This is a genomic window from Alloalcanivorax sp. C16-2, from assembly GCF_046507615.1.
In the GTDB taxonomy this organism is placed as follows: Bacteria; Pseudomonadota; Gammaproteobacteria; order Pseudomonadales; family Alcanivoracaceae; genus Alloalcanivorax; species Alloalcanivorax marinus_A.
Genome location: NZ_JBKFTL010000004.1, coordinates 239,632 through 265,961, shown reverse-complemented (window position 1 = coordinate 265,961; position 26,330 = coordinate 239,632). Strand labels below are relative to the sequence as shown.

General features: G+C 61.9%; 30 protein-coding genes. 23 read left to right on the top strand and 7 right to left on the bottom strand.

Features of this window, described 5'->3' with window-relative positions; all coding sequences use genetic code 11:
• The first annotated feature begins 74 nt into the window (after positions 1-74).
• Positions 75-857, top strand: a complete 783-nt coding sequence (locus ACLD02_RS16535) for a siderophore-interacting protein (protein WP_203105994.1) — start codon at positions 75-77, stop codon at positions 855-857.
• Between the two features lie 154 nt (positions 858-1,011).
• Here the strand turns inward: ACLD02_RS16535 and ACLD02_RS16530 are convergent, their stop codons facing one another.
• Positions 1,012-1,497 carry a YchJ family protein gene (locus ACLD02_RS16530; RefSeq protein WP_410299207.1) on the bottom strand — a complete coding sequence of 162 codons (486 nt, stop codon included), beginning with the start codon at positions 1,495-1,497 and terminating at the stop codon, positions 1,012-1,014.
• A 148-nt stretch (positions 1,498-1,645) separates the two neighbouring features.
• Here ACLD02_RS16530 and ACLD02_RS16525 point away from each other — a divergent pair, with 148 nt between their 5' ends.
• The 8 genes from ACLD02_RS16525 (at position 1,646) to ACLD02_RS16490 (ending at position 9,565) form a co-directional block, all read left to right on the top strand.
• Positions 1,646-3,259 carry an AMP-binding protein gene (locus ACLD02_RS16525; RefSeq protein WP_410299206.1) on the top strand — a complete coding sequence of 538 codons (1,614 nt, stop codon included), beginning with the start codon at positions 1,646-1,648 and terminating at the stop codon, positions 3,257-3,259.
• 51 nt (positions 3,260-3,310) lie between these two features.
• Positions 3,311-4,534, top strand: coding sequence for an ABC transporter substrate-binding protein (locus ACLD02_RS16520; protein ID WP_203105991.1), 1,224 nt, complete (start codon positions 3,311-3,313; stop codon positions 4,532-4,534).
• A gap of 65 nt (positions 4,535-4,599) precedes the next feature.
• Positions 4,600-5,472 carry a branched-chain amino acid ABC transporter permease gene (locus ACLD02_RS16515; RefSeq protein ID WP_203105990.1) on the top strand — a complete coding sequence of 291 codons (873 nt, stop codon included), beginning with the start codon at positions 4,600-4,602 and terminating at the stop codon, positions 5,470-5,472.
• Complete coding sequence (locus tag ACLD02_RS16510; RefSeq protein ID WP_203105989.1) at positions 5,469-6,413, top strand: branched-chain amino acid ABC transporter permease; 945 nt, start codon at positions 5,469-5,471, stop codon at positions 6,411-6,413. The genes ACLD02_RS16515 and ACLD02_RS16510 overlap by 4 nt, the downstream gene beginning before the upstream one ends.
• Positions 6,410-7,189 (top strand): ABC transporter ATP-binding protein, encoded by a 780-nt coding sequence (locus ACLD02_RS16505; protein WP_410299205.1) that lies wholly within the window; start codon positions 6,410-6,412, stop codon positions 7,187-7,189. The genes ACLD02_RS16510 and ACLD02_RS16505 overlap by 4 nt, the downstream gene beginning before the upstream one ends.
• Positions 7,186-7,890: an ABC transporter ATP-binding protein gene (locus ACLD02_RS16500; RefSeq protein ID WP_238401179.1), complete on the top strand. Its 705-nt coding sequence runs from the start codon at positions 7,186-7,188 to the stop codon at positions 7,888-7,890. Before ACLD02_RS16505 ends, ACLD02_RS16500 begins: the two co-directional genes overlap by 4 nt.
• Positions 7,891-7,975: 85 nt before the next feature.
• On the top strand, positions 7,976-8,671 hold the full coding sequence (locus tag ACLD02_RS16495; RefSeq protein WP_410299204.1) for a TetR/AcrR family transcriptional regulator: 696 nt from the start codon (positions 7,976-7,978) through the stop codon (positions 8,669-8,671).
• Positions 8,672-8,722: 51 nt separating this feature from the next.
• Entirely contained in the window at positions 8,723-9,565 is an 843-nt protein-coding gene (locus tag ACLD02_RS16490; protein ID WP_410299203.1) for a hypothetical protein, read from the top strand.
• On the opposite strand, the gene ACLD02_RS16485 is transcribed toward ACLD02_RS16490, so the two are convergent.
• The 5 genes from ACLD02_RS16485 to ACLD02_RS16465 form a co-directional block, all read right to left on the bottom strand.
• Positions 9,522-10,145: a flavin reductase family protein gene (locus tag ACLD02_RS16485; protein ID WP_410299202.1), complete on the bottom strand. Its 624-nt coding sequence runs from the start codon at positions 10,143-10,145 to the stop codon at positions 9,522-9,524. The genes ACLD02_RS16490 and ACLD02_RS16485 overlap by 44 nt on opposite strands.
• Positions 10,146-10,209: 64 nt before the next feature.
• Positions 10,210-12,555, bottom strand: a complete 2,346-nt coding sequence (locus ACLD02_RS16480) for a TonB-dependent siderophore receptor (RefSeq protein WP_410299201.1) — start codon at positions 12,553-12,555, stop codon at positions 10,210-10,212.
• Between the two features lie 65 nt (positions 12,556-12,620).
• On the bottom strand, positions 12,621-13,511 hold the full coding sequence (locus ACLD02_RS16475) for a FecR family protein (RefSeq protein ID WP_410299200.1): 891 nt from the start codon (positions 13,509-13,511) through the stop codon (positions 12,621-12,623).
• Positions 13,508-14,083: a sigma-70 family RNA polymerase sigma factor gene (locus tag ACLD02_RS16470; protein WP_238401211.1), complete on the bottom strand. Its 576-nt coding sequence runs from the start codon at positions 14,081-14,083 to the stop codon at positions 13,508-13,510. Before ACLD02_RS16470 ends, ACLD02_RS16475 begins: the two co-directional genes overlap by 4 nt.
• A gap of 158 nt (positions 14,084-14,241) precedes the next feature.
• Positions 14,242-15,444, bottom strand: coding sequence for an alkane 1-monooxygenase (locus ACLD02_RS16465; RefSeq protein ID WP_203105982.1), 1,203 nt, complete (start codon positions 15,442-15,444; stop codon positions 14,242-14,244).
• 109 nt (positions 15,445-15,553) lie between these two features.
• Between ACLD02_RS16465 and ACLD02_RS16460 the strand changes: the two genes are divergently transcribed.
• Positions 15,554-16,576: an AraC family transcriptional regulator gene (locus ACLD02_RS16460; protein ID WP_410299199.1), complete on the top strand. Its 1,023-nt coding sequence runs from the start codon at positions 15,554-15,556 to the stop codon at positions 16,574-16,576.
• A 46-nt stretch (positions 16,577-16,622) separates the two neighbouring features.
• Here the strand turns inward: ACLD02_RS16460 and ACLD02_RS16455 are convergent, their stop codons facing one another.
• The gene (locus tag ACLD02_RS16455) at positions 16,623-17,192 is read right to left on the bottom strand and encodes a gamma-glutamylcyclotransferase (RefSeq protein ID WP_203105980.1); all 570 of its coding nucleotides are present in this window, start codon (positions 17,190-17,192) and stop codon (positions 16,623-16,625) included.
• A gap of 204 nt (positions 17,193-17,396) precedes the next feature.
• On the opposite strand from ACLD02_RS16455, the gene pdxH reads away from it, so the two are divergent.
• From pdxH to ACLD02_RS16390, 13 genes are all read left to right on the top strand, one after another.
• Complete coding sequence (pdxH, locus tag ACLD02_RS16450; protein ID WP_410299198.1) at positions 17,397-18,026, top strand: pyridoxamine 5'-phosphate oxidase; 630 nt, start codon at positions 17,397-17,399, stop codon at positions 18,024-18,026.
• 587 nt (positions 18,027-18,613) lie between these two features.
• Positions 18,614-19,099: a GNAT family N-acetyltransferase gene (locus ACLD02_RS16445; protein WP_410299197.1), complete on the top strand. Its 486-nt coding sequence runs from the start codon at positions 18,614-18,616 to the stop codon at positions 19,097-19,099.
• A 167-nt stretch (positions 19,100-19,266) separates the two neighbouring features.
• Positions 19,267-19,752 (top strand): hypothetical protein, encoded by a 486-nt coding sequence (locus ACLD02_RS16440; RefSeq protein WP_410299196.1) that lies wholly within the window; start codon positions 19,267-19,269, stop codon positions 19,750-19,752.
• A 91-nt stretch (positions 19,753-19,843) separates the two neighbouring features.
• Positions 19,844-20,155 (top strand): hypothetical protein, encoded by a 312-nt coding sequence (locus ACLD02_RS16435; protein ID WP_410299195.1) that lies wholly within the window; start codon positions 19,844-19,846, stop codon positions 20,153-20,155.
• A gap of 81 nt (positions 20,156-20,236) precedes the next feature.
• Positions 20,237-20,626 carry a DUF6228 family protein gene (locus ACLD02_RS16430; protein ID WP_410299194.1) on the top strand — a complete coding sequence of 130 codons (390 nt, stop codon included), beginning with the start codon at positions 20,237-20,239 and terminating at the stop codon, positions 20,624-20,626.
• Positions 20,627-21,135: 509 nt separating this feature from the next.
• Positions 21,136-21,678, top strand: coding sequence for a hypothetical protein (locus ACLD02_RS16425; protein WP_410299193.1), 543 nt, complete (start codon positions 21,136-21,138; stop codon positions 21,676-21,678).
• A gap of 27 nt (positions 21,679-21,705) precedes the next feature.
• Positions 21,706-22,107 (top strand): hypothetical protein, encoded by a 402-nt coding sequence (locus ACLD02_RS16420; RefSeq protein WP_410299192.1) that lies wholly within the window; start codon positions 21,706-21,708, stop codon positions 22,105-22,107.
• A gap of 82 nt (positions 22,108-22,189) precedes the next feature.
• A complete protein-coding gene (locus tag ACLD02_RS16415; RefSeq protein ID WP_410299191.1) occupies positions 22,190-22,519 on the top strand; it encodes a Rap1a/Tai family immunity protein in 330 nt (109 codons plus the stop codon).
• A 110-nt stretch (positions 22,520-22,629) separates the two neighbouring features.
• Positions 22,630-23,106, top strand: coding sequence for a hypothetical protein (locus tag ACLD02_RS16410; protein ID WP_410299190.1), 477 nt, complete (start codon positions 22,630-22,632; stop codon positions 23,104-23,106).
• A gap of 106 nt (positions 23,107-23,212) precedes the next feature.
• On the top strand, positions 23,213-24,292 hold the full coding sequence (locus ACLD02_RS16405) for a Gfo/Idh/MocA family protein (protein ID WP_410299189.1): 1,080 nt from the start codon (positions 23,213-23,215) through the stop codon (positions 24,290-24,292).
• Positions 24,293-24,312: 20 nt separating this feature from the next.
• Positions 24,313-25,167 (top strand): aldo/keto reductase, encoded by an 855-nt coding sequence (locus tag ACLD02_RS16400; protein WP_410299188.1) that lies wholly within the window; start codon positions 24,313-24,315, stop codon positions 25,165-25,167.
• Positions 25,168-25,463: 296 nt separating this feature from the next.
• Positions 25,464-25,760, top strand: a complete 297-nt coding sequence (locus tag ACLD02_RS16395; RefSeq protein WP_410299187.1) for an antibiotic biosynthesis monooxygenase family protein — start codon at positions 25,464-25,466, stop codon at positions 25,758-25,760.
• An 84-nt stretch (positions 25,761-25,844) separates the two neighbouring features.
• Positions 25,845-26,327, top strand: coding sequence for a hypothetical protein (locus ACLD02_RS16390; protein ID WP_410299186.1), 483 nt, complete (start codon positions 25,845-25,847; stop codon positions 26,325-26,327).
• Positions 26,328-26,330: the final 3 nt, after the last annotated feature.

The window sequence follows — 26,330 nt, the reverse complement described above, 5'->3', positions numbered from 1 at the left end:
AGTGAATTTATGGTTGATATTGTCTACTAATTACCGGGGCGCCACAAGCGCCCCCGTTTCCCATGAGGTGACCCATGCCCCGACCCGCGCCCCGTATCCTGGAGGTGCTGCGCACCGAGAACCCGACCCCGAACATGAAACGGGTGGTGCTCGGCGGCGGCGATCTGAGCGACTTCCCCGACGACCACGAAAGCGCCAACTTCAAGCTTTTGATTCCCCGGCCCGGCCAGACCGGCATCGCCTTGCCGCCATTCAACGACACCCCGGAAGAGCACAAGCCCTTCGTGCGCACTTATACCCTGCGCCATTTCGATCGCGGGCGCGGTGAGGTGGTGGTGGATTTCATGATGCACTCGGACCACGGTCCCGCCTCTGGCTGGGCCGCCCAAGCCCGGCCCGGCGACCGCATCGGCTTCGCCGGACCCGGCGCGCCCAAGTTCGTGGACTTCGACGCCGACTGGTTTCTGTTCGCCGGCGACATGTCGGCGCTGCCGGCCATCGGCGCCAACATAGAGCGCCTGCCTGCCCACGCCCGTGGCTACGCGGTGCTCGATATTCTCGATCCCGCCGACCAGCAGCCGCTGCCGTTTCCGGACGGCATCCAGGTCACCTGGCGGGTCAATCCCTACCCGGAGCAGCCGGCGGTAGGCCTGGTGGACACGGTGCTGGCGTTGCCCTGGCTGGACGGCTCCCCGGCGGTCTGGGTGGCCGGCGAAAGCGGCGCGGTGCGCGCCCTGCGCCGCTACTTCACCCAGGAACGCCAGGTGGACCGCCGCCGCCTCTACGCCAGCGGCTACTGGCAAATCGGCCTCACCGAGGACCGCCACCAAATCGAAAAGCGCAAGGATAAGGATTGAGGGAGACCGGCGGCAGGATCGGGCAAGAACCGCGCGCTAACCGGCTACCGGGACGCGGCCCCGGCGGTGGATACTGAACGCCACGATACAGACATGTCGTGGTCCATTCTTACCCCCCAGGGCCAGCGGACGGCCCGCTCTTTTTATGCGGTATTCACGCCGCGCAGCACTTCTTGAATTTCTTGCCGCTACCGCAGGGGCAGGGCTCGTTGCGGCCCGGCTTCAGGTTGCTCACCTTGCTGTCGCCGTCCAGGTAAAACCAGTGGCCGTCCTCGCGCACGAAGCGGGACTTTTCCTCCAGCACCGAAAACCCCTTATCGCGCCGGCGCAGGGCGCGAAAATGCACCTGCCCCCGGTCGCCTTCGGCATCGCTGTCCAGCACCTTAAGTTCCAGCCAGTCGTCACCGTCATCCAGCATCAGCCCGGTGGGGCGGGTGTCCGGGTGCCAGCTTTTGGCCACGTAGGTCGTATCGTTGCGCACGAAGGCGCTGTAGCGCGAGCGCATCAGCGCTTCCGGCGTGGACGCCGGCTCACCGCGATGCAGCGGCGAGCAGCAGTTTTCGTAAACACGGCCGGACTGGCAGGGACAAGGTACGGCGTCGTCGGTGGGGGCGGGGTGTCGCGGGTCGGTATCGGTCATGGGGCGCTATTCTGCCAGAACCAGGAATTTTCGCCTCCGGTGTATTGAATATTTCGAGCGCTCGCTATATTTTTGACGGGCGCCTGAAAAATAATCGCGGCATTAAACAGACCCGGCAGCAGAGTAAGAGTAGAGGTCGGTAATCGCCATGAACAATAAGTACAAGAACGGGCTGGAAAAAAACGGGGCCAACTATGCCCCCCTTTCGCCCCTGTCTTTCCTGCAGCGCTCGGCCACCGTGTTTCCCGACAAGATCGCGGTGATCGATGACGACATGACCCTGGACTATCGCACCTTCCTGGCCCGCTGCCGCCGGCTGGCGGCGGCGTTGGCGCAAAGCGGGGTGGGGCCCGGTGATACCGTGGCGGTGCTGGCGCCGAACGGCCATGAACTGCTCGAGGCCCACTATGGGGTGGCCCTGGCCGGCGCCGTGCTGAACGCGCTCAACAGCCGCCTGGACGGCGCCAGCCTGGGGTTCATCCTGGACCATGGCGAGGCCCGGGTGCTGATCTACGACAGCGAATACGAAGCGGTGATCAAGGACGCCCTGGCCGGCCTGGCGACACCGCCGGCCACCGTCGCCATCGAGCGCGACGGCGGCCCCGCCAGCCTGGACGGCCCGCGCTACGAGGCCTGGCTGGACGCCGCCGGTGACCCGGGCCAATGGCGTACGCCAACGGACGAGTGGGACGCCATCACCCTCAACTACACCTCCGGCACCACCGGCAATCCCAAGGGCGTGGTCTACCACCATCGCGGCGCCTACCTGGCGGCCATGAGCAACGCCATGGCGTTCGAGATGAACGCCGACACCGTCTACCTGTGGACCCTGCCCATGTTTCATTGCAACGGCTGGGGCTACACCTGGGCGATCACCGCCGTGGGCGGCACCCATGTGTGCCTGCGCAAGGTGGACGCGGACCTGATCTACCGGCGCATGGAAGGGCACGGAGTGACCCATCTGTGCGGCGCGCCGGTGGTGCTCAACATGCTGCTGGCGGACATGGACCAGCGTGGCCGGGCCCTGAGCCGGCCGGCCCGGTTCGCCCTGGGCGGCGCGGCGCCGCCCAGCTCGGTGATCCGCAAGGCCCGCGAGCTGGGCTTCGACATCACCCATCTCTATGGCCTCACCGAAACCTTCGGCCCGGCCACCCTGTGCGTGCCGCAACCGGACTGGGCGGCGCTGCCCACCGAGCAGCTGGCCGGGCGCATGGCCCGTCAGGGGGTGATCAACTTCGCCGTCAACGACGCCCGGGTCTACGACCACGAACGCCGCCGGGTGGTGCCGGCGGACGGCGAGACCCTGGGCGAGATCCAGCTGCGCGGCAACACCCTGATGAAGGGCTATCTCAAGAATCCGGAGACCACCGCCGAGGCGTTCCGTGACGGTTGGTACAACACCGGCGACCTGGCGGTGATGCACCCGGATAACTACATCGAGATCAAGGACCGCGCCAAGGACGTGATCATTTCCGGCGGCGAGAACATCTCCAGCCTGGAAGTGGAGGAAGTGCTTTATCAGCACCCGGGCGTCTCGGAGGCGGCGGTGGTGGCCATGTCCGATGAGAAGTGGGGCGAGGTGCCCTGCGCCTTTATCGACCCGCGCCCCGGCCCGGAGCTGGACCTGGACGAACTGATCGGCTTTTGCCGGGAGCGGCTGGCCGGCTTCAAGATTCCCAAAAAGGTGGTGCTGGGCGCGCTACCGAAAACCGTGACCGGGAAGATTCGCAAGAACGTGCTGCGTGACCGTCTCGCCGGTTAGCCACGGGACAAAACATACGACAACAACACTGATAAAAAGAGAGGACCCGTCATGCAACTGCTCAAACCCGCACGACTCCTGATGACGCTGGTGGCCGTTACCGGCCTGGCCGGCGCCCCCGCCTGGGCGGACGACGATCCGATCCGCATCGGCGCCATCTATATTCTGTCCGGCAGCGCCGCCAACTACGGCAAGTTCGCCCAGCAGGGTATTCAACTGGCCATCGACGAAATCAACCAGGATGGCGGCGTGATGGGCCGCGACCTGGAAGTGATCACCGAGGACAGCCAGGGCAAGGCATCGGTGGCGATCCAGGCGGCCCGCAAGCTGGTTTACCAGGATCAGGCCGACGTGCTGATGGGGCTGGACAGCTCCGGCGTGGCCCAGGGCCTGGTGCCGGTGATGCCGGAACTGAAGAAGCCGCTGATCATCACCCACGCCGCCACCCCGGACGTGACCGGCAAACTCTGTAACGCCTACACCTACCGGATCAGTAACAATGTGGCCCAGAACATGAAGGCCGCCGCCATCATCGCCGGGGAAACCGGCGCCAAACGCTGGACCACCATCGGCCCGGACTATGCGTTCGGCCATCAGTCCTGGGAGTTTTTCGGCAAGGCGCTCAAGGAAGCCAACCCGGACGTGGAGCTGATGAGCGACACCGCCTTCCCGCGTTTTGGCGCCGAGGACTTCACCCCGTTCATCAATGGCGTAATGGCCGCCAAGCCGGACGGCGTGCTGATCTCGGTGTGGGGCGGCGACCTGGTCAACTTCGTACGCCAGGCCAACAACCTGGGTTTCTTCGAGCAGGACATGGAAATCATGTTCACCGTGGGCGCCGCCACCGAGGTGCTGTCCGCCCTGGGTGAGCAGATGCCGGAAGGCGTCTGGCTGTCCACCCGCTACTGGTACGACGGCTTCGACAACGACGTGAACAAGCGCTTCGTCAGCGCCTACATCGATCGCTACGGCGTGCCGCCCAGCTACAACGCGGAAGGTGCCTACGCGGCGGTGTACGCCTACAAGAAAGCCATTGAGAGCGCCGGCTCCACCGACGGCGACAAACTGGCGCAAACCCTTAGCGGCATGAGCCTGGACGCCCCCAACGGCACCATCGCCTTCCGCGCCGGCGATCATCAGGCGCTGGTCGGCCCCAACTGGGGCAAGTCTGGCCCGATGAACGAGAAGCACGGCATCCGCACCCTGGCGGACCTGCGCATCTTCGACGGCGAGAAGGTTTCCCGCACCATCGAGGAAACCGGCTGCCAGCTCTGAACACCCTGACGCCGCCGGCTCCGGCCGGCGGTTCCCTTCCCTGAATTCCGTGTTACGGGGGTGTCATGTCCGGCTTTGGCGCGGCTTTACTCAATAGTCTGGATATCGGCCTGCTGCTGTTCGTGATCGCGGTGGGTCTGAACATCGTGTTCGGCGTGCTCAACGTGATTAATTTCGCGCACGGCGCGCTGTATATGCTCGGGGCCTATCTGGCCTATACCCTGATCAATCTGGTTGGTCTGTCGTTCTGGCCCACCTTGCTGCTGGCGCCGCTGGGCGTGGCGGCGGTGGCGGTGCTGATCGACCGGCTGGTGCTGCGGTTCATCTATCAGCGCGACGTGGCGGACAGTCTGCTGCTGACCTTCGCGCTGCTGCTGATCATCAACGAATCGGTGCGCTCCATCTGGGGCTCCGGTATCCACGTGGTGGAACCGCCGCCGATTCTGCAGGGCACCGTGCGCGTGTTTGGCGGGCCCAGCTATCCCATTTACAGCCTGTTCGTCATTCTGGTCGGCCTGCTGTTGCTGGCCGGTCTCTGGTATCTGTTCAACCGCACCCGGGTGGGACGCATCATGCGCGCCGCCGCCCTGGACCGGGACATGGCGGAAGCGTTGGGCATCAACACCAAGCGCGTGGTCACCGGCGTGTTCGCCTTCGGCGCCTGGCTGGCGGCGGTGGGCGGCGCGGTGGCGGCCCCCATGCGCGCCATCGACCCGGGCATGGGCGACAAGATCATTATCGAATCCTTTATCGTGGTGGTGATCGGTGGTCTGGGCAGTTTCCCCGGCGCGCTGATCGGTGCCCTGGCGCTGGGCCTGATGCACGGCTTCGGCGGGCGCTATATGCCCGAGATCAACATGCTGCTGCCGTTCGTGGGCATGGCGCTGGTGCTGCTGTTCAAACCCACCGGCATCATGGGCAAGGGGGCTACCGCATGAAACAGACGATTCTGCTCGGCGCGCTGCTGGTGGCCCTGATCGGGCTGGTGGCGTTGCCCTGGTTCGCGCCGTATTTCTATATTTTCATCGTCACCGAAATTCTGATCATGGGGTTGTTCGCCGCCAGTTTTAATCTGGTGTTCGGCTACACCGGCATGCTCAGTTTCGGCCACGCGGCGTTCTTCGGCGTCGGCTGCTATGCCACCGCCATGACCTTGCTGCATCTGAAATGGCCGTTTCTCTATTGCCTGGTGCTGTCGGTGGGCGCCGGCGCGCTACTGGCGCTGGTGATCGGCTTTTTCAGCGTGCGCCTCAACGAAGTGTATTTCGCCATGCTGACCCTGGCGTTCGGCATGATGGTGTTCTCGGTGGCCCATCACTGGCGTTCGGTGACCAACGGCAGCGACGGCATCGCCGGCTTCACCCTGGGGGATTTCGGCCTGGGGCTGGACCTGACACTGGGTAATCCGGCGGTCTACTACCACGTGGTGCTGGTGTTCGTGGTGGTGGCCGCGGCGGTGCTCTATCTGATCGGTCGGTCCTCGTTCGGCATGATCCTGCAGGCGATCCGCCAGAACCCGGAACGGGTGGCGTTCTGTGGTCTCAATGTGCGCAGCTACCGGCTGGCCGCCTTTACCCTCGGCGGCGCCTTCGCCGGCCTGGCCGGCGGCCTGATGGCCCCGTTCCTGCGCGTGGCCAGCCCGGAAATGCTGCACTGGTCCACCTCGGCGGAACCGGTGCTGATGTCGATCCTGGGCGGCACCGGCTATTTTCTCGGTCCCTTCGTGGGCTCGGCCATGTTCATCCTGCTGGAGACCTGGATCACCAGCATCACCCAGGCGTGGATGCTGTTCCTCGGCATCGTGCTGGCGCTGATGGTGATGTTCTTCCGGCGTGGCCTGCTGGGCACCTTCCTCGACTGGTGGCTGGAGCGAAAATGAGCGAACCGATTCTGAGCATCCAAGACCTGACCAAGCACTTCGGCGGCAACGCCGCGGTGTCCGGCATCACCCTGGACGTACAGCCCCGCGAGACCCTGGCCATTATCGGCCCCAACGGCGCCGGCAAGACCACCTTCTACAATATGGTGTCCGGCCGCATGACGCCTACCCGGGGCAAGGTGTTATTGGACGGCCAGGACATCACCGGCCTGCCGCCGCACCGCATCAGCCGGCTGGGCGTGTCGCGCTCGTTTCAGATCAACAACATTTTCACCGAGATGACGGTGCGCGAGAACGTGGAAGTGGCGCTGGCGGCGCTGCATCACCACAGCCGACGCTGGTTCAACCTGGCGTCCCGCGACACCGTGCTCCAGGAAGAAGCCCAGGCGCTGCTGGAGCGGCTGTCCATCGGCGGGCTGGCGGAGCGCCGTGCCGGCGTGATCAGCTATGGCGACAAGCGCCTGCTGGAAATCGCCGTGGTGCTGGCCACCCGGCCGCGTCTGGTGTTGCTGGATGAACCCACCGCCGGCATGACGCCGGATGAAACCCGCCGTGCCACCGCCCTGGTGAAATCCCTGGCCGACAGCGGCGACTACACTTTCCTGATCACCGAGCACGATATGGAGGTGGTGTTCAGCCTGGCCGACCGCATCCTGGTGATGCACCGGGGCGAGGCGCTGGTGGTGGGCACGCCGGAGGAAGTGCGCCGCCACCCGGAGGTGCGGCGCGCCTATCTGGGAGAAGAAGACGAAGAACAACAGGAGGCCGGCGCATGATTCTTCAACTCGATGACGTGCACACCTACTACGGCGAGAGCCAGGCCCTGCAGGGCGTCACCCTGGCGCTTAACGAGGGCGAGACCGTGTGCTTGCTGGGGCGCAATGGCGCCGGCAAAAGCACCACCCTGAAAAGCATCGTGGGGCTGACGCCGCCGCGCCGGGGCACGGTCACCTGGCAGGGCCGGGACATCACCCGCCTGGCGCCGCACCGCATCGCGCGGCTGGGCATCGGCTATGTGCCGGAGGATCGGCGCATCTTTCCCGGCCTGAGCGTGCGCGAGAACCTGGACGTGGCGGACCGGCGCGGTCCCGGCGGCGAGAACGCCTGGAGCGTGGAGCGGATTTTCGACGAGTATCCGATGCTGGCGGAACTGGCCGACCAGGACGGCGCCACCCTGTCCGGCGGCCAGCAGCAGATGCTTGCGGTGGCCCGTTCGCTGATGATCGAACCGCGCCTGCTGCTGCTGGACGAGCCCAACGAAGGGCTGGCGCCGGTGATCGTGCAGCAGATCGGGCGCCTGATCGATGATCTGTCGCGCACCACCAGCATCCTGTTCACCGACCAGAGCGTGCACTTTGCCCTCAAGCACGCCGACCGCGCCTACATTCTGGAGAAAGGCCGGGTGGTGCACGAAGCTCTCAGCGCCGAGCTGAAACAGGACGTGGACACCCAGAACCGCTTCCTGTCGGTCGCCTGAGGGCCGGCGGCGAATCGGCGGCGGGGTTTGGTGCAACCGGCCCCGCCTCTTTTATACTCACCGCTTTTCAGCCCATTGACGACCCATGATCACCGATTACGACGCCTTTAAAGTGGACCTGCGTCTGTCCAAGGAAGACATCTGCCGGGAGCTGTTCCGGCAGAACCAGGACAAGATTCGCATCAAGAAGGAAGCGGTGGCGGTGCGCAATTTGGTGCGGATCATCGATTCCACCCTGCGTCTGGCCAATTCGAAAGGCTTCCACGCCATGACCCTGCGCGACCTGTGCGCCGATTCCGGCCTCAGCATGGGCGGGCTGTACGCCTATATCCGCAACAAGGACGACCTGATCCACCTGATCCAGAGCCACGGCATCCTGCTCACCCGCCAGACTCTGCTCAGCCACACCCGGGAGATCGTCGATCCTCGGGACAAGCTGTTCACCGCCATTCAGGCGCATCTGTATCTCAGCGAGATCATGCGCGCCTGGTTCTACTTCTCCTACATGGAAGCCAAAAGCCTGCCGGAGAAAGAGAAACATGACGCCGTCGCCATCGAACGGGAAGTGGAAGACATCTTCCGTGCCATCATCGAGGAAGGCATCGCCGCCGGCGCCTACCGCGACGTCAACGCCCGCCTGCTCGCCTCGCTCACCAAGGCGATGCTGCAGGACTGGTACCTCAAGCGCGGCAAATACCGGGAACAGAAAATCTGCGTGAACCATTACGCCGAGGTGATCCGCGACGTGCTGGAGCGCTATTTGAATATTGCCGATGATTGAACGGTAATCCGTAATTAACGTGGATGATGAAACAATAAAAAGGGGAAGGATATGAAGAAGCCGGTCTGCTTTGTTTTCTTGGCGGGGGTGGTGCTGCTTGCGCTGGGAGGATGTGCCAGTAAGGCACCGTTCGAGCACGAAGACATGGAACGGATCGCGGTGCTGTCCTTAATGGGCGACGAGGTGGATATTGCTTATAAAGGCGCCACCAATTTCGGCAATGACCGGATCAAGGTGGATTTGTCGGAGGCAAATCTGGACCAGATCTATCGGACTCGTATCGAGCAGAGCCTTCGCGATCACTTCAATTACCAGTTGGTTCACGTGGACTATGACCGCCAAATCTGGTTGGACTCGGACATTGAACAGCCTTTTTTTAGTTTGAAGACTTGGATGGAAACGCCCATCGACAGATACCGTCCGCTGGTAAGCGACTTGGCCCGGGAGAACCGGTTGGACGCGGTTCTTTTGCTGATACCGCTGGATGCTTACACGGGGTTTATCGTAGAACCTCATGGGTTGGGTATTTACACCGGTGGATTCAACGGTGATGTCACCCATGCCACGGCTGGGATTTTTGCGGGGCTGGGGTTATTCAACGGGCAGGATGGCAGCCTGGTCGAGATGGCGATTCTGGAAGCGAATCCCGAGAATCCGGTCCTGGATTTTTTCTCAATCAACATGTTCAAGGGGCGCCCGATCAAGAACCTGACAGGCACTGACCTGTACCGCATCGCCAAGGAACCGATCACCGAGCAGCACAAGCGGGAGCTCGTCCAGCTCTACGACGATCTGATGGCGGACCCTTATCTGGCCGACACCGTCAAGGATGTGATGGTGTCGGACTGGGCTAAGTCTTCGGGCGATACATCTGGAAGCGGGTCGTCTCGTTGACGGAGAAATAATCCGCCGGGCCGCCGGCGCGCAGGATCGGTTCGGCGGCGGCGGTGTCGTAGACGCCGTCCTTGAGCAGGTGCCGGGCGATGTGCACGCCCACCACCTCACCCAGCACCAGCCAGGTGTCGGTCTCGGCGCCGTCGGCGCCGGTCAGGCGCAGTACCTGGCTGAGGCGGCATTCGAAGGACACCGGGGTTTCCTTCACCCGGGGCACGTCGATGATTCGTGACGGCTCCGGCGTCAGCCCGCTCAGCTCGAATTCATTCACCTCCGGCGCCACCGCCGCGCAGCTCTGATTCATGGCGTCCGCCAGGGGGCGGGTGGCCAGGTTCCAGCCGAACTCCCCTGTGGCTTCGATGTTCCGCACGCTGTCCTTGTAGCCGATGCTGGCGAAGCCGACGATTGGCGGCCGGTAGTTGAAGGCATTGAAGAAGCTGTAGGGCGCCAGGTTGAGCACGCCGTCCGGGCTCTTCGAGGAAATCCAGCCTATTGGACGCGGCGCCACCAGGGCATTGAAAGGGTCGTGGGGCAGGCCGTGGCCGGCGGAGGGCTGGTAGAAATGGGTGTCGTCGTTCATCGGGCAATGTTAGGGCGGCGGGGTGCGTGCCACAAGCGGCGCGCACCACCCCGTCCGTGTTACCTCACCAGCGGTAGGTGACGGTGGCGGTGTAGGTGCGTTCCTGGCCATAGAAACACAGGTAGGTGCAGGTGGCGTACTCCTCGTCGGTGAGGTTCTGCACGTTGAGGGCCAGGCGCCAGTCGTCCAGCCAGTAGCCGAGCAGGGCATCGTAGACGGTGTAGTCCGGCACCCGCACGTTGTTGGCCAGGTCGTAGCTGGCGCCGATGTAGCGGGCGCCCGCGCCCACGTTCAGGTTGCTGAGCGCGCCGCCGAAACGGTAGTCCGCCCACAGGGAAGCGCTGTGCTCGGGCACGGCGCCGGGTTCGTTGCCTTCGCTGCCGCTGTTGCTTTTGGTGATCTCGGCGTTGGTGTAGGCGTAGCCGGCGATCAGGCTGAGCCCGTTGGTGAGCTGGGCACGGGCTTCCAGCTCCGCGCCCCGGGAGCGGACTTCGCCTTCCTGGATCTGCGGGCCACCGGCCGGGTCCGTGGTGAGCACGTTCTGCTGAATCAGGTCGTACACCGACAGCGTCACCGACAAATCCCGGTCATCCGGCGCGTAGCGCAGGCCGGCCTCGTACTGCTCGCCCTCGGTGGGCTCGTAGTCGGTGCCGGTGCTGCTTTCCACTGGCTCGAAGGATTGCGAGTAGCTCAGGTAGGGCGCCCAGCCGTTGTCGAACAGATACACCAGGCCGGCCCGTCCGGTGAAGGTGCTGTCGTCGTACGTGGTGGCGCGGTCGCCGGTGAGCCGGTCGCGTTGCTTGTTGTCGAAGCGGTCGTAGCGGCCGCCCAGCAGGATCACCCAGCGGTCGTCTACCTTGATGTGGTCCTGGGCGTAGATGCCCAGTTGCTGGTTGTCCGATTTAAACGAGCCCAACGGCGTGGCGCCCAGCACCACCGGGGACCCGTACACCGGTGCGTACACATCCAGCGGCGCCACGGTGCCGCTGTACTGGGCACGGGCGAAGCTCTGCTCGGTGTAGTCGGCGCCGAACAGCAGAGTGTGTCGCGTCCGGCCCAGCTCGAACACCCCTTCAAGCTGGTTATCCAGGCTCCAGCTGTGGTTGTCGTCGTTGCGGGTATAGGCGCTGCGGCTCACGGTGCGCTGGTCGGCGGCGTAGCTACCCACGCCGATATCCGCGTAATTCGCGTCGGCGGTGAAGTAGAGCGCGTTTTGCCGCACCGTCCAGGTGTCGTTGAGGCGGTGGCTGAACAGGTAGCCCAGGGTGTAGCTCTCGGAGACGAATTCGTTGAAGCCGGGTTCGCCGATGAAACGGTCCCGGTCGATGCGCCCATTGGGGTTGGATTCCACGGTGCCGGCCACCGGCAAGCCGTAGACATAGGCGGTGTCGTTTTTCTGGTAGGTGGCGAATGCCGTCAGCCGGGTGCTGTCGGTGGGTTGCCAGGTCAGGGCGCCCTGCAGGAAGTCCCGGTCATCGGGAATGTAGTCCACCATGGTGTCGCTGTCCCGGGTCAGGCCGGTGACGCGATAGGCGAAGCGGCCGTCGTTGGTGAGCGGGCCGCCGAAGTCCGCCGCCAGCTGGCGGCGATCATGGCTACCGCCCTGCAGGCGGATCTCGCGCAGTGGCTCTTGGGTGGGCAGCTTGGTGACCATGTTGACCACGCCGCCGGGCGCGGCGGCGCCGTACAGGATCGAGGCCGGCCCGCGCAGCAGCTCGATGCGTTCCATGCCATAGGGCTCCGCGGTGGTGCTGAAGGTGTTACGGGCCAGCTTGGCGCCATTCAGGTAAAACGGGCTGGAGCCGGTGACGTTGAAACCGCGGATCTGCAGACCGTCGCTGGTGGTGCTGTTGGCGCCACCGGTGAGCGATTGCACGCCCGGGGTGTAGGCCAGGGCCTGGTCCAGGGTCTGGGCGTTCTGGTTCTCGATCTGCTCCCGGGTCACCACGGACACGGATTGCGGAGTCTCCTTGAGGGCCACGTCGCTTTTAGTGGCGGTGACGCTCTGGCGGGCCACGTAACCGTACACCGGCGCCAGGCCGGCGCGCTCCGCCTCGCCGTTCACTTCCACCGCTTCCAGGGTATTGCCGCGCTCCAGGATGACGCTGTCGTCACCGGTCACCCGGAAGGTCACCGGAGTGCCGGCCAGCAGTCGGCGCAGGGCGTCCAGGGGCGCGTAGTCGCCGCTCAGGGCCGGTGCCCGGTGGCCGCGCAGCAGGCTGGCGTCGCCGCCGATGGTCAGCCCGGTCTGACGGGCCAGCTCGGTGACGGCTTGATCCAGGGGTTGGGCGGGCAGGTCGAGCTCGGCGGCGCTGGCGGGTAGCGCCAGGGCGCCGAGCAGGCAGGGCATTGTTAGCCAGGATAGGGTTTGCCGGGATAGGGTCAGCCGGGGGCGGAAGGGTAGGGGCATGGAGGTCTCCTTTGGTTGCCTATACCTTCCATGACCGGCGACGGCCCGGATCGGGCAGAAAAAAATCAGTCCACCCACACCACATAGGGGGTGATACGCCGCACCCGCACCGGCAGGGCGTCACCCAGCACCGCCAGGGCCCGCTCGCTGTCGTCGGCGGGCAGTACGCCGGTGAAGCGCAGGTCCGAGGGCAGCGCCGGGCTGGCCAGCAGCCAGCCCGGGCGGTGTCGGGACAGTCTTGCCAGCACTTCCTTCAGGGGCGCGTCATTGAACACCAGCCGGCCATCCAGCCAGTCGAAGCGCCCCGGCGGCAGCGCCGCCGGGGCGTCACTGCGCGTGCGGGTCAGGGTGGTGCCCTCGCCGGCGTGCAGCACCCGGGCTGCCGCCGGCCGGGCGGCGGGGATCACCCGCACCGAGGATTCGCGCACCGCCACCCGGGTACGCTCGCCCTCCAGGGCCACGCTGTACTCGGTGCCCAGGGCTTCGGCGGTGCCATCGCGGGTGACCACCTGGAACGGCCGGTTGGCGTCCGGCGCCACCTTCACGAACAGCCGGCCGCGCAGCAGCCGGACGCGACGCAGGTCCGCGTTCAGGGTCAGGCGCACGGCGCTGTCCGCGTCCAGGGTCAGGCGGCTGCCGTCGTCGAGCACCAGCACGCGGCGCTCGCCGGTGCCGGTGTGGGCATCGCCGCGCCACAGGGTCCACGGCAACTGCCAGGCGATCAGCCCGATCAGCAGCCACACCACCAGCACGCCGGCCCGGGAACGGCGCGGGCGTTCGGGCATCAGGCCGTCCCACAAAGTGCGCATCTCATGGAACACCCGGCGGTGGCGCTCGTCCTCCGCCTGCCAGGCCTGGCAACGGCGTTCCAGCTCGGCGCGCTCCGCCTCGCCGGCCTCATGCAGGGCCACCACCCAGTCCGCCGCCCGATCGCGGATGCCGTCCGTGCCGCTCATTGGCCGCCCCCCTGTTCCAGGGCATCGTGCAGGCGCCAGTGGCAATGGGCCAGGCAGCGCGCCAGGTACTGCTTCACGCTGCTCTCGGACACCGCCAGCCGCTCACCGATGGCCCGGTAGCTCAGGCCCTCCAGGCGCGCCATCAGGAAGGCGCGGCGGGGTTTTTCCGGCAGCTCCTCAAGCAGCAGGTGCAGCACCCGGGATAGCAGATCCCGGGCCCCGGCCACCTGCTCCGGGCCGCGCCGATCGGTGCCCTCCAGCAGGACCGCCACGCTGTACAGCGCCTCGCGCTCGATGCGTTGCCGCTGGTTGCGGTTGATCAGAAGGCGGCTGGCGATGACCAGCAGGTAGGCGCGCGGTTCATGAAGCTGGGCCGGGGCGCCCGTGATCAGGCGCACGAAGGTGTCGTGGGAGAGGTCGGCGGCGTCCTGGGGGCTGAGCAGCTTGCGCCGCAGCCAGTTGAACAGCCAGCCGTGATGTTCGTGGTAGAGCAGGCCGATGTCCGGCATCGCGCCTGAAGACGCCCCGGCGGTGTCCCGTCGCCGGGGCACCGACAACGACCTTGGTGTCATGCTCACCCCTCGCCCCTTTCCTGATAATGCGAACAATTATCATTAAATGAGGCGGGAGTGACAAGCGGGCGATCGCGACTGAAGCGGTACGCCGCCCGGTCGCTCCTACGGTGCCAAACGCAGTGCCGTAGGAGCGACTTCAGTCGCGATAATGCCTTTCAGCCCGCGGCCACCTTCGCCGGCGCGTCCCCGTATTTGATGTCGTACTTGCGGATCAGCTCCTCGCGCCGGGCCGGGTCGAAGTTGATGTTGCGCGCATCGTAGCCGGCGTGTTCCAGCAGACGCTTGTCCATCACCTTGTACCAGAGCGGCGGGAAGTAGCTGATGAAGAACATGCCGAAGTAGCCGTTGGGCAGGGTGGGCAGGTTCTCGAAGTGGCGCAGGCTCTGATAGCGCCGGGTCGGGTGGGCGTGGTGGTCGGAATGGCGCTGCAGGTGGAACGTGGCCCAGTTTGAGAACATGTGGTTGCTGTTCCAGCTGTGGTACGGTTTGGTGCGTTCATAGCGACCGTTGGCGGTTTTGTGGCGCAGCAGGCCGTAGTGCTCGATGTAGTTGGCGGAGGTGAGCTGAAACGCGCCCCAGAACGCGGTGGCCAGAATGTAGGGCAGCAGGCCGATGCCGAAGATCGCCAGCACCGAGCCCCAGGCCACGGCGGTGATGATCGCCGGCTGGATGATCTCGTTCTCCAGGGACCACACTGATTTGCCGCGCGCCTCCAGACGATCTTTTTCCAGACGCCAGGCGCGCTTGGCGGCGCCGGGAATCTCCCGCAGCACGAACTTCCAGATGCTCTCGCCCATGCGCGAGGAGGCCGGGTCCTCCGGCGTGGCCACGTCCTTATGGTGGCCCTTGTTGTGCTCGATGAAGAAGTGCCCGTAGCCACACGGCGCCAGCACGAACTTGGCCAGCCAGCGCTCGCCCTTGCCCTTCTTGTGGCCCATCTCGTGGCCCAGGTTGATGCCCACGCCACAGGTGCCGCCGATCAGGTAGACCATGGCCAGCACCCCGTACCAGGGCAGATCCTGGGTGCCCACGAACCAGGCGCCGAAGAACCAGGCGCCCCAGATCAGCGGCACCAGGGCATAGGTCACCCAGCGGTAATAAGGATCTTCCTCCAGCTGCGGGACAATCTCCTCCGGCGGGTTGCTCAGGTCCTCGCCGATGATCATGTCCAGCACCGGCACCGTCAGGTAGTAGAACACCAGCGGAATCCACAGCGTCCAGGCGTTGCCGGTGGCGAAATACAACGCCGGGCCGACGAACACGATGGCCGGCACGAAGATGGAGGTGAACCACAGTTTTCGCTTGCGGTCGCGGTACACGACCCCGGAAGGTCCGGTGAAAACGCCTGCCTTGCTCATAGCAACCTCGATATTGTTGTTCGATGGGATACAGAATGTCTCCCCCGGACCTTGCAAGGCACCGCCTAAGGTGGCAATAAGTCGTCATATAGTGACAAAGGACCCGACCATGGTCGCCACCGACACCGACCGCCTGCGCCCCGCCATCCACCCGGTCTACCCCCGGCTGATGTGCGCCTATCTGCACGAAAGAGGCTTCGAAAACGACGCCATCTTCCGTGGCACCCGGCTGCAATGGGAGCAACTGCTCGGTGAACACCGCTACCTGAGCCTGGAGCAGGTGTCGCGCCTGGAGCGGCGCGCCGTGGCCCTCACCGGCACCCCCTGGCTGGGCCTGGAAATCGGCGCCGCCACCTCGGTGTCCGCCCACGGCCCGCTGGGCTACGCGGTGATCTCCGCCCCGGACCTGCGCGCCGTGCTCAAGGTAGTGGCCCGCTTCGTGGCGGTGCGCTTCCAACTGGTGGAACTCAGCTTCGAGGAGGACGAACGGGAAGGGCGGCTCACCCTCCACGAAAAAGTGGACCTGGGCGACATGCGGGAATTCAACGCCGGCTCGATCCTCGCCACCTACTTCCAGCTGGTGGACACGGTCACCTCCCGGCGCCTGCGCGACGCCCGCATCCAGGTGCCCTTCGAGGCGCCGCCCTGGGCGGAACACTATGAACAACGGCTCGGCTGCCCGGTGACCTTCGGCGCCGACCACCTGGCCATCACCCTGCCCAAGCCGGTGCTCGACACCCCCTGCCTCACCGCCGACCCGGGCCTGCACCGCACCGCGCTAAGGGATTGCGAACACCAGCTCAAGCAACTGCAGAGCGGCGGCCCGCTCAGCCAGCGCATCGGCATCGAACTGCTCGACGGCGATGGCCAGTACCCCACCCTGGAAGACATGGCCGCCCGCTTCGCCATGTCGCCGCGCACCCTGATCCGCAAGCTAAAAAGCGAAGGCACCCGCTACCAGGAACTGCTCGACGACGTACGCGGCGAGCTCGCCGCCTGGTACCTCCTGGAAACCGACCTCCCGGTGGAACGCATCGCCGAACGCCTCGGCTACCAGGACCCCTCCAACTTCAGCCGCACCTTCCAACGCTGGTTCGGCGTCTCCCCCCGTCAAATGCGAAGAGAACAGTAGGAGCGACTTCAGTCGCGATTCCACACCCGGCTACACCACACCACGCTCAACACCTCTCCACCCCCAACAAAAACCGCTCCAACGCAAACACATGCTCATCCTCCGCCCCCAACTCCCGCAACGCCTCCGCCAGATTCAACAAATAATCCCGATTCGGCCCACTAGGCCCATGACTCCCCGCAATCTGCCGCGCGATCGCCGCCTCGGACGCCGGCCCCAAAAACGCCGCGTTGTCCTCCGTGGCGATGTACACCAGCCCTTCCTCGTGCCCACCATCGGAAAACGTCATCGGCGTGGAAAACCGCAAATAGCCGTTCTTCTCCCGCACATCCAGATGATCGAACACCGCCGGCGCCACCCGGTACGCCATCCCCGCGCACACCGTCCCCGGGCTCTCCACCAGCGTCAGCACCCGCCCCGGGGACTCAGGCGTCCCCCGATGATCGTGGGAGCCCTGCCAGAACCGCCGCGCCCACCCGCGAATGCTCGCCGGCCGCCGCTCCAGATACGGAAAATCCGCCTTGAAAATCAGCGACCCGTAACCGAACAACCAAACGCTCTCGCGCCCGCTCAAATCCTGCCGCTGCTTATTGATCTCGATGGTATTGAATGACATACGCCCAGGATAACGAATCCCACCCCAACCCGCCGCCGCCCAAGCGCGCTTCGTTCACTCCATGCCCAATCGAACCCCCCGTAGGAGCGGCTTCAGCCGCGATCCCCCCGGCACATACCCACCACCCTTGACCCCAAACAACCAAAACCCCCGACCATTTCCGCTACAATCCCCAACACCACGAACAAACCAACAAGGGCCCCCATGAAAGACGTACGCCAGGAATACCACGCCCCCGGCCTCAGCGAAGCCGACCTGCTGGCGGACCCGGTCGAGCAGGCCCGCCGCTGGGTCGACGAAGCCATCGACGCCAACCTCCCCCTGGCCAACGCCATGACCCTCGCCACCGTCTCCGCCGACGGCCGCCCCTCCAGCCGCGTGGTCCTGCTCAAAGGCATCGAGGACGGCGGCTTCGTCTTTTTCACCCACTACGACAGCCGCAAAGGCGACGACATCGCCGCCAACCCCAACGTCTCCTTCGTCATGTTCTGGGGCCCCTTCGACCGCCAGCTCATCGTCAACGGCCGCGCCGAAAAACTCGACCCCCAACAATCCCGCGACTACTTCGCCAGCCGCCCCCGCGACAGCCAGCTCAGCGCCGCCATCTCCCCGCAAAGCCGCCCCGCCACCCGCGAACAACTGGAAGCGGACATGGCCAACCTCGCCCAGCAATACCCGGAAGGCGAAACCATCCCCATGCCGGAAACCTGGGGCGGCTACCGCATCACCCCCGAGGAAATCCAGTTCTGGCACGGCCGCCCCAGCCGCCTCCACGACCGCTTCCGCTACCTCAAACAAGGCACCACCTGGACCCGAGAACGCCTCGCCCCCTAAGGCGTTCCCCGCCCGGCGGGCCCGCTCGCCCGCCCGATCACGCACACCATGCCCCACACGCCCCAACACGCCCCTGTAGGAGCGGCTTCAGCCGCGATCAGCCCCTAAATCAACCACCAACCTCTCCACTTCAAAGCAGCGGTCCGGCCATTCGCCCCTGGCCTGTAACGACGCCCTAAAACGCCACCACGAACCGACGCCGTAACCCGCAACCCAGCGCCATGGATCAGGTCAACGATGACCTCAAGGTTTTCCCGGGCCGTGGGCTGTAATGGCGCACTTGAATGGCATCGCGAAACGGATCACGGAGCCTTGGGCGCCTGCGACTATTCGTATGCATGGCTACCCTCTTGGGGCTGTTTATATGAACGGAGTCATGGCAATTCGGAACTGAAGAAATCAAGCGAACAGGGACAGACAATGCGGCGGGTTTGTAACGCGTTGAGTTTTCTGCTTTTATTCGATGAAGTTAAAAACTATAACGTGATATGACGCCGGCGCGTTCATTGGATATTCGAGCCGGCGTCCTAATACCTGTTATGTAAAGAAAGCGTCGTGCTAGAACGATTAGAAAGAGTTTTGGAGAAATGAAAATCGAATATGATTTAATCTCGAAAAGTCAGCTTACAGATGAAGTCCGAGGGTGTTTTTCCGTAGCATTGAAGCAGCAGAGAAAAGTTCAAGGTGATCTTTGGCGCAAAGCTGATAGGTGTAAATTGTTGTGTATCGCAAAAATTGATGGAAAGGTAGCTGGGATTGGCGCTATTAAGGTCAAGACTGAATCCGATTTCTCAAATGAGAAAGCTGGACTTCCAAAGCAAAGCAGTGATTTTGAATGGGAGCTTGGATATCTGTACACGGACCCAAGCTATGCTGGAAAAGGCATAGCGAAAAATATTGCTCGCATGCTGCTAGATGAGTTCGGGCAAGAGAACCTCATGGCTTCTACCGAAATTTCAGCTAATCCGGCGATGGTAAAGATACTTGAGCAACTAGGGTTTCGGTTGTATGGCAACACATGGAAAAGCAATATCCATAACAACTATCTTGGCTTGTTCTTAAGGTACACATAGGTGGTAATTGTAAGCAGCAACACACATAACAAACGGCTGCACCGGACAAATTTCCGCTGTCATCTTTTGTGCAAAGAGCTGCACAAAAGCCGCCATCAAAAATTCGCTCGGTGAGCCGGGCGTTATACCTGGGGAATCACATGCGCTGTTCAATGACAGGAAGGCCTATGACAGGACCGGCTGACGGCATTTGGGATGATGGGGAATGGATCAGTTGGGACTGGATCAATGGCCAACTTGCGGATCAGGAAATGCAGGCTGAGTACCCCGAGGCGAGTCTCGATGTCATTAGAGTTTTCGAAGATCTGGTCGAAGCGGCGAGAGAGTACCGTGACGTAACGGGTCGCTACTTACAGATTTGGGGTGAACTGGGCGAACTCTACGGAGAAATTAAATACGGGATTGAACGTCACGCACCAGGGACAAAGGGATCTGATGGTCGCCTCGGAAATGATTGGGTAGAGATAAAAACAATATCGCCGGAAAAAGGCAATAGAACGGTTCAAGTCAAGCGGGCCGGAAACTTTAACAAGTTGCTTGTTGTAAAGATCACGCAGGATTTCGAATTCGAGTCAAAGCTCATAGATCGTAAGACGCTCGGTAAGGGTAAAGGAAAGCAAGCCAAGGTTACGTGGAACTCGGTTGAGGAATGACGGAGGCAACGCATAACAACGCGTTCGAGTCCGACGCGCCTTGTCGGCGCGCGGCTCAACGCGAACGTTAGCTGAAAAGGAGAATGCAGAAATGTATGAAAATATCGATACGGTCCTTGATGAAGTAAAGGATTGGTTTGGCAATAATTATGGCGAGAGTTTTGAGTTTAAGCGTGATCCTAGAGACGAATTCGCTCTGTATAAGTCGGAGAATTATGAATTCGAGGTCACAGCAGCATTTATCCAGGCTCGCACAGAAGATGACTTTCAGGTCCCAATAAAAGATCGTCTCGAAGATGTGCTGAAAGAAGCTTCAATAGAAAAAGGTAAGCGATACAGGTTGTCTTCAAAGGTAGTAGACAAGCCTATGCCGATCGAGTACTGCATTGAGCCCATCAGCTAACCAGGCCATCCACCGGATGCCAAAAGCTCCGCTCCGCTACGGCTTTGTCACCGGTGATGGCGGGCGTTAGAAGTAGGAAGGATGGATACAGCAGTCATAAAATCAGGAAGCACATCTGCATCGCTTACTTTCTGCGAAAGAGATGCTGATTACTTCTCTGTGCGCTACGACAGTCCTGTCGTAAAGTTGGAGAAAAGAGTTTGGGGTTATGCCGACTGTGATTTGTTGGTCAATTTTTTCGAGTTCATCGCAAAAGAATGGAAAGGTTGGCAAGGCCCCCTGGTGTGGACTTCCATCGAGGGCGAGCTGGAGTTAACCGCAACCTCCGATAAGCTTGGCCACGTAATGCTCAACATAAAAGTTAGTGAGTTTGATGGTCCCGAGTTATGGAGTTCAAGCGTCAGTCCTGGGCTGGATGCAAGCCAAACGGAAAGGATAGCCAAATCGGTAAGGGCGTTCTTCGCAAACTAGAAATTCTAACAAGTTGTTGTAGTTTGTTCCGGCCTGCGGCCTCCACCGGACGCCCCTGTCGGGGCGCCGCTAAACAAAAGCGTTATGCGTACCAATGAGGCCGAATCTTGACTGTCGTCCTGGAGGATCAATTCCACGCAGAGTGGCACGGGGAGTTTAACTCGTGGAGTGAAGCGTTGGCTGTGCTTCAGCGCCTCGCAGAGACACCCTGGGACCAACCTCCAAATAGGTGTCCATGTACAAATTGGCAGACCTGCCACCGGGAATATGAGTTGATTGAATACGACGCGTCCTCTACGCCGTGGACGGAAATCAAGAGATTGGGCGGCTTGGAGGTGTCTGCAAAAGGCGTGGAGAGGTATGCGGACTTCGAAGATGGGACGTTACCAAGCGGCTCCGCATAACCAATAGTTCCAGTACGTTCCGGGCCTGAAGGCCCTCCACTGGACAGCCTTGTCGCCGCTTCGCTCTGCCAAGGCTGCCGCTGAACAATGGCGTTAGGGCTACAAATGAAATTTCGAGCAATATTCATAATAGCAGTAGCGTTTCTACTTTGTGGCTGCCCTCCTAAAGGAGCAATGTTGAAACAAAGAGAGCTTCAGCATATTGATGCGGGCCTAGGAGTAGATGGCACAAAACGAATCATCACCAGCGACGAAGAAGTTGATCTGTTAGCTGGCGAGGTAATAAATTTATTAAAAAATGAAGGTTTTGAATTCCTAAGTTCAAGTATGTCATGGGGGCTTCAGCCATTAACGGGCCACACACAGAATTTGAGTTTTAGATATCCAGGTACAAATGCCTTGCATTGTTATGTGCAAATATCGAAAAAAGAGTTTAAGGTAAAGTTTGTTGAGCTTGAATCAAAGCCGCAATCAAATGAGTTCGCAACAAATGAGGTTGATCTTCAAGCTATGAAGCAAGCAGCAGAACGTCTAAATGAGTTGGCAAGACACAAAATACCAGGGCGTTCTATACGTATTTCAACCTTTAATCGCGCAGAAAGCCCTAACAAAGTAGATCAGCAAGGGCCTGCGGCCGGGACGCGCTAACGCGCGTGCTGCAAGCGTTAAGGTGCTATGAGATATCTGATCGGGCTATTTATTGCGGTCACCCTCCTCGGCGGCTTTTCTGGTAGGGAAATCCACCAAGCCGGAGTGGAAGCGGACCTGACACACGCTACCCCGAATCTCACGCTGGTGACCTTAGCATCGGCCTTGGCTGTGTTCATTGTTGTTGGGGCTCAGGTATTAAGAAAGGAGCCCCAATATGGCCGTTGGGCTATCGCTTTTATGGCTCTGGGCAACACCTATTTTCTTTCTGGTGGTTTTTCGGCCTTTGTATATGCAGGTACCTTCACTCCCGTGAGCATGTTACACCTTGCTGTGGGGACAGGAAGTGTCTTTGGTTTGTTGGGGGCATGGGGCGTTTTCAGGCGTCGGCACCTTAACAAGGCGGTCTACCGGACACCAAAACCCTAGCGGGTTCTGGTTCCCTTCGCTGTCGCTCCGGTGCCAGTTACTTGTGCGTTCAGAACACATGATCGAAAACGGGAAAGCCGAAATGAATACGAATGGAACAGGGCTAATTCTGGCCTTACTGATCGCGGCGCCGTTGGTGCAGGCGGATAGTTTGGCAACACCTATGTCAGCATCGTTTCTTTACGCGGCGTGTGAGGAAACAGAAACAAATGAATATGCTCGCGGGTTCTGCGAGGGAGCCATTGACGCACTTTATAGTTCAATGGACGAGTGGTGTGTTCCGGAGGCAGTAACACATGGTGAGGTCAAGGAGCAGGTTGTGAGCGTATTGCTCAAAGAAGCCCCGCCCGCTTCACGTAGCGCCATGGAACTAGTAAATGATTCAGTTCAACAAAAATGGCCGTGCCCATAAAGCCGGGCGTGGCTCTTAACAATGCCAAGCACTTCGCCCGAGCTATGCTGGGGCGGGACCTCGCTACGCTCGGCCCATGTTGACGGCGTTATGCGCTCATGAGGTAACACATGGATCCGGCAATAACTGAACTGCTTCATGATGCTCTCAAGATTCTTGGCCCAGCCTTAGTTACTGGCTTCGTTGGATATAAGGCAGCGTCCCTTCAGTTCCGGGCCACGCTGGAAAAAATACGCGAAGGGAACGAATTTTCTGCTCGCCAGCATCTTTTTGACTACTACAAAGAGCGTCAGAAGCGGTTCTCTGACAGCTATGCCAATCTCTTAAATCAGTTGGGGCAAATCCTAGGTATCAACGCAGCAACGTTCGGCACTGATTTGGACGAAAGCACCAGTGCTATTGTCGATACCTTTAATGCGCAAGTACGATTGCACCTTGGAGCTGCGCCGTTTGAGTTGGCGCTTTTGCTTCGTGATATGAAGTCCAAGAAGCTCGACAAAACTGAAGAATTCAAAGACCTCGAAGATAAAAGGAACAGTCTGGAAACTCTGGAGCTGGCAGACGACTATCCCGTCACGAGGAATTGACAGGATCAGGCAGGCGTTGGCGATGATCGGGTAAACGCCACGGCGCACCGGGGCGTAGCATGGAGGGCACTTCCGAGTTCCATTGATCGCCACAGGAGGATCGGCCATGGAAGAGAAGCCCATTCGAGTCGGATTCATCGGCTTGAACCCCGACAGCCACTGGGCCGCCACGGCGCACATCCCGGCCCTCGCGTCCCTGGGCGACAAGTTCAAGGTGGTGGGTGTGGCCAACAGCTCCGTGGAAAGCGCCCGCCGCACCGCCGAGGCAATGAACCTGCCGCACGCGTTCGCCAGCGCCGAGGAGCTGGCCCACTCGCCGGAGGTGGATCTGGTGGTGGTCACGGTGAAGGTGCCCCATCACCTGGAGCTGGTGACCACGGCGCTGGAAGCGGGCAAGCATGTGTACTGCGAGTGGCCGTTGGGCAACGGCCTCGCGGAAGCCCGCCGGCTGGCGGAGCTGGCCCGCGCCCAGGGCGTGGTGGCGGTGGTCGGCACCCAGGCCCGGGTGGCCCCGGAAATTCTTCATCTCAAGCAGCTGATCGCCGACGGCTACGTGGGCACCGTGCTGTCCACCTCGCTGATCGGCAGCGGCGGCAACTGGGCCGGCACCACCTCGGACGATCTTTATTACCTGTACGACGCCCGCAACGGCGCCACCATGGAAATGATCCCCCTGGCCCACACCCTGGCCGCCCTGCAGGACGTGCTCGGCGGCATCGACCAGGTTTCCGCCCGGACCCTGCGCCGCTACGAAACCGTGCGCGTCACCGACACCGGCGAGACCCGCCCCAAGACCGCCGCCGACCAGGTGATGCTCCACGGCACGCTGAGCGATGGCGCCGCGCTGGCGGTCCATTATCGTGGCGGTGTCAGCAAGGGCACCAACCTGCTCTGGGAAATCAACGGCACCGAAGGCGACATTCAGGTCACCGCGGACCTGGGCCACGCTCAGCTCACCCAGCTTAGGGTAAAAGGGGCCCGTGGCGACGACCAAACCCTGGCGCCCCTGATGCCGGACGCGAGCGAATACCAAGGCAAGCCGCACACCGCCGCCGCCCGCAACGTGGCCGGCGTATACGCGCGCCTGTACCAGGACATTACGCAGGGCTCGCGCACCGCGCCGTCCTTCGACGACGCAGTCGCCCTGCACGAATTGATGGATGCCATCGAGCGCTCCGCTCGGTGACCAACCAAGGAGAAACGACCATGATGCTGCAAGAAACCTACACCCTCTCCAACGGTGTGGAGATTCCCAAACTCGGCCTCGGCACCTGGCTGATCGAAGGTGACGCCGCCGAGCAGGCCGTCAAGGACGCCGCCGAACTCGGATACCGGCACATCGATACCGCCCAGGACTACGGCAACGAAGCCGAGGTGGCCGCCGGCATCAAAGCCTGTGGCGTCTCCCGCGAGGACATGTTCCTCACCACCAAGCTCGCCGCCCGCTTCAAGGACTACGAAGACGCCGTGAAAGCCATCGACGGCTCCCTGGAGCGCATGGGCCTGGACTACATCGACATGATGATCATCCACAGCCCGCAACCCTGGGACAGCTTCGGCGAGGCGGACCGCTTCCTGGAAGGCAACCGCGCCGCCTGGCGGGCCCTGGAAAAAGCCCATGACGCCGGCAAGCTGCGCGCCATCGGCCTCTCCAACTTCGCCGAGCAGGACGTCGACAACATCCTCGAATCCTGCAGCGTGAAGCCGGTGGTCAACCAGGTGCTGGCCCACATCAGCAACACGCCCTGGGACCTGATCCAGCACTCCCAGGACAAGGGCCTGCTGGTGGAAGCCTATTCCCCGGTGGGCCACGGCGAACTGTTCAAGAATGAGCAAATCGCCGAGATGGCGCGCAAGTACAACGTCTCCATCCCGCAGCTCTGCATCCGCTACGACCTTCAGCTCGGCCTGCTGCCGCTTCCCAAAACGGCCAAGCCCGACCACATGAAGAACAACGCGGACGTGGACTTCGTCATTGCCGACGACGACATGGCCACCCTCAAGACCATGAAGCCCATCCAGGACTACGGCGACGCCGCCGTCTTCCCCGTGTTCCAATAAACCCCTCCACCAGCAGGGCCGGGCAGCTCCTGGCCCTTGCTGGCCCCCGTGGGAGCGGCTTCAGCCGCGATCCCACCAAATTCCGTTTTCCCGCCCGAATAGCGAAATTCCCCGGCGCTCCACGCCTTCCCGAGAGATGCATCAAGCTTCGCGCATCCGCCCCCGCTGATCGCTCGACGGAAAGCGGCGAATCGGGCATTTTAGGGCCTGCTGATTCAAAGCGGTTGTCACGCACGCAATGCCGTCATTGCCTTGGTGCAAGAGCGGCGGCTCATTATTGTGATAGGGAGACGGATGTGATTCGGGTGGTATACCGGTGGCGGGTGGCGGAAGAGGACTTCCCGCGCTTTCGGGAAGCGTGGGCTCACACCACGAACAGGATTCATGAAACCGTGCCCGGGGCGCTGGGCAGCTTCATGCTCCGCGGTCCCGAGGACAAGACCGAGGTGCTGACGGTCGCCAAGTGGGACGCCATGGAGAGTTGGAAGGCGTTCTGGGGCGCGGAGAGCCCGTCGCAGATGGTGGGGATGCGTGAGATCGGCGAGCGGCTTTCCGTCACCGTTTACGATGAGATCGAGGATTTCACGCGCTGAAGTGGTAAATCGGTCGCTTACCTTGGTTGATGGCCGGTCCGTTCAGGCACCCCGGCGGGATAAATGCAATGAAAGAGAACTGGAATGATGGAAGAGCGATACCCCTATAAGCCAAAGCTGCTCGCCGCGATCGTCACCGTTGTCTTTTTCGGCGTGCTTGCCGGCTTCATGGGCTTCTTTTCCTTGGATAACGATCGGGGGCTGGTGCTGAACGGCAGCATCCATTTTTCGCGAATGGGCGCCACGATCTTCTACTGGGTGATCACGTTCGTGCTCGCGGCCTTCTCGGTGTTGGGCTTGCTGCTGATCTTCAAGAGCCTCACATCAAAGGGAGAGCTCATCATCACCGATCAGTATGTTCGGGCACCAAAGAGCGGCATTAGCAAAAAGATCATCACGGTGCCGTTTAACGACGTGGAAAAAGTCTCGGTCCAGGAAGTAAAAGGAACGGTCTTCTTCAAGATTATTCACCGCAAAGGGAAGCTCACTATCGTATCCAGCGTGCTGCCGAAGCGGGAGGATTTCGAACACGTGAAGAAACATATCCTGGCCCATGTGAGGTGCTGACAA

Bases quoted from the DNA above. Each gene is read 5' to 3' on its own strand.
- ACLD02_RS16535 (WP_203105994.1), top strand. From the start codon at position 75: ATGCCCCGACCCGCGCCCCGTATCCTGGAGGTGCTGCGCACCGAGAAC.
- ACLD02_RS16530 (WP_410299207.1), bottom strand. From the start codon at position 1,497: ATGACCGATACCGACCCGCGACACCCCGCCCCCACCGACGACGCCGTA.
- ACLD02_RS16525 (WP_410299206.1), top strand. From the start codon at position 1,646: ATGAACAATAAGTACAAGAACGGGCTGGAAAAAAACGGGGCCAACTAT.
- ACLD02_RS16520 (WP_203105991.1), top strand. From the start codon at position 3,311: ATGCAACTGCTCAAACCCGCACGACTCCTGATGACGCTGGTGGCCGTT.
- ACLD02_RS16515 (WP_203105990.1), top strand. From the start codon at position 4,600: ATGTCCGGCTTTGGCGCGGCTTTACTCAATAGTCTGGATATCGGCCTG.
- ACLD02_RS16510 (WP_203105989.1), top strand. From the start codon at position 5,469: ATGAAACAGACGATTCTGCTCGGCGCGCTGCTGGTGGCCCTGATCGGG.
- ACLD02_RS16505 (WP_410299205.1), top strand. From the start codon at position 6,410: ATGAGCGAACCGATTCTGAGCATCCAAGACCTGACCAAGCACTTCGGC.
- ACLD02_RS16500 (WP_238401179.1), top strand. From the start codon at position 7,186: ATGATTCTTCAACTCGATGACGTGCACACCTACTACGGCGAGAGCCAG.
- ACLD02_RS16495 (WP_410299204.1), top strand. From the start codon at position 7,976: ATGATCACCGATTACGACGCCTTTAAAGTGGACCTGCGTCTGTCCAAG.
- ACLD02_RS16490 (WP_410299203.1), top strand. From the start codon at position 8,723: ATGAAGAAGCCGGTCTGCTTTGTTTTCTTGGCGGGGGTGGTGCTGCTT.
- ACLD02_RS16485 (WP_410299202.1), bottom strand. From the start codon at position 10,145: ATGAACGACGACACCCATTTCTACCAGCCCTCCGCCGGCCACGGCCTG.
- ACLD02_RS16480 (WP_410299201.1), bottom strand. From the start codon at position 12,555: ATGCCCCTACCCTTCCGCCCCCGGCTGACCCTATCCCGGCAAACCCTA.
- ACLD02_RS16475 (WP_410299200.1), bottom strand. From the start codon at position 13,511: ATGAGCGGCACGGACGGCATCCGCGATCGGGCGGCGGACTGGGTGGTG.
- ACLD02_RS16470 (WP_238401211.1), bottom strand. From the start codon at position 14,083: ATGACACCAAGGTCGTTGTCGGTGCCCCGGCGACGGGACACCGCCGGG.
- ACLD02_RS16465 (WP_203105982.1), bottom strand. From the start codon at position 15,444: ATGAGCAAGGCAGGCGTTTTCACCGGACCTTCCGGGGTCGTGTACCGC.
- ACLD02_RS16460 (WP_410299199.1), top strand. From the start codon at position 15,554: ATGGTCGCCACCGACACCGACCGCCTGCGCCCCGCCATCCACCCGGTC.
- ACLD02_RS16455 (WP_203105980.1), bottom strand. From the start codon at position 17,192: ATGTCATTCAATACCATCGAGATCAATAAGCAGCGGCAGGATTTGAGC.
- pdxH (WP_410299198.1), top strand. From the start codon at position 17,397: ATGAAAGACGTACGCCAGGAATACCACGCCCCCGGCCTCAGCGAAGCC.
- ACLD02_RS16445 (WP_410299197.1), top strand. From the start codon at position 18,614: ATGAAAATCGAATATGATTTAATCTCGAAAAGTCAGCTTACAGATGAA.
- ACLD02_RS16440 (WP_410299196.1), top strand. From the start codon at position 19,267: ATGACAGGACCGGCTGACGGCATTTGGGATGATGGGGAATGGATCAGT.
- ACLD02_RS16435 (WP_410299195.1), top strand. From the start codon at position 19,844: ATGTATGAAAATATCGATACGGTCCTTGATGAAGTAAAGGATTGGTTT.
- ACLD02_RS16430 (WP_410299194.1), top strand. From the start codon at position 20,237: ATGGATACAGCAGTCATAAAATCAGGAAGCACATCTGCATCGCTTACT.
- ACLD02_RS16425 (WP_410299193.1), top strand. From the start codon at position 21,136: ATGAAATTTCGAGCAATATTCATAATAGCAGTAGCGTTTCTACTTTGT.
- ACLD02_RS16420 (WP_410299192.1), top strand. From the start codon at position 21,706: ATGAGATATCTGATCGGGCTATTTATTGCGGTCACCCTCCTCGGCGGC.
- ACLD02_RS16415 (WP_410299191.1), top strand. From the start codon at position 22,190: ATGAATACGAATGGAACAGGGCTAATTCTGGCCTTACTGATCGCGGCG.
- ACLD02_RS16410 (WP_410299190.1), top strand. From the start codon at position 22,630: ATGGATCCGGCAATAACTGAACTGCTTCATGATGCTCTCAAGATTCTT.
- ACLD02_RS16405 (WP_410299189.1), top strand. From the start codon at position 23,213: ATGGAAGAGAAGCCCATTCGAGTCGGATTCATCGGCTTGAACCCCGAC.
- ACLD02_RS16400 (WP_410299188.1), top strand. From the start codon at position 24,313: ATGATGCTGCAAGAAACCTACACCCTCTCCAACGGTGTGGAGATTCCC.
- ACLD02_RS16390 (WP_410299186.1), top strand. From the start codon at position 25,845: ATGATGGAAGAGCGATACCCCTATAAGCCAAAGCTGCTCGCCGCGATC.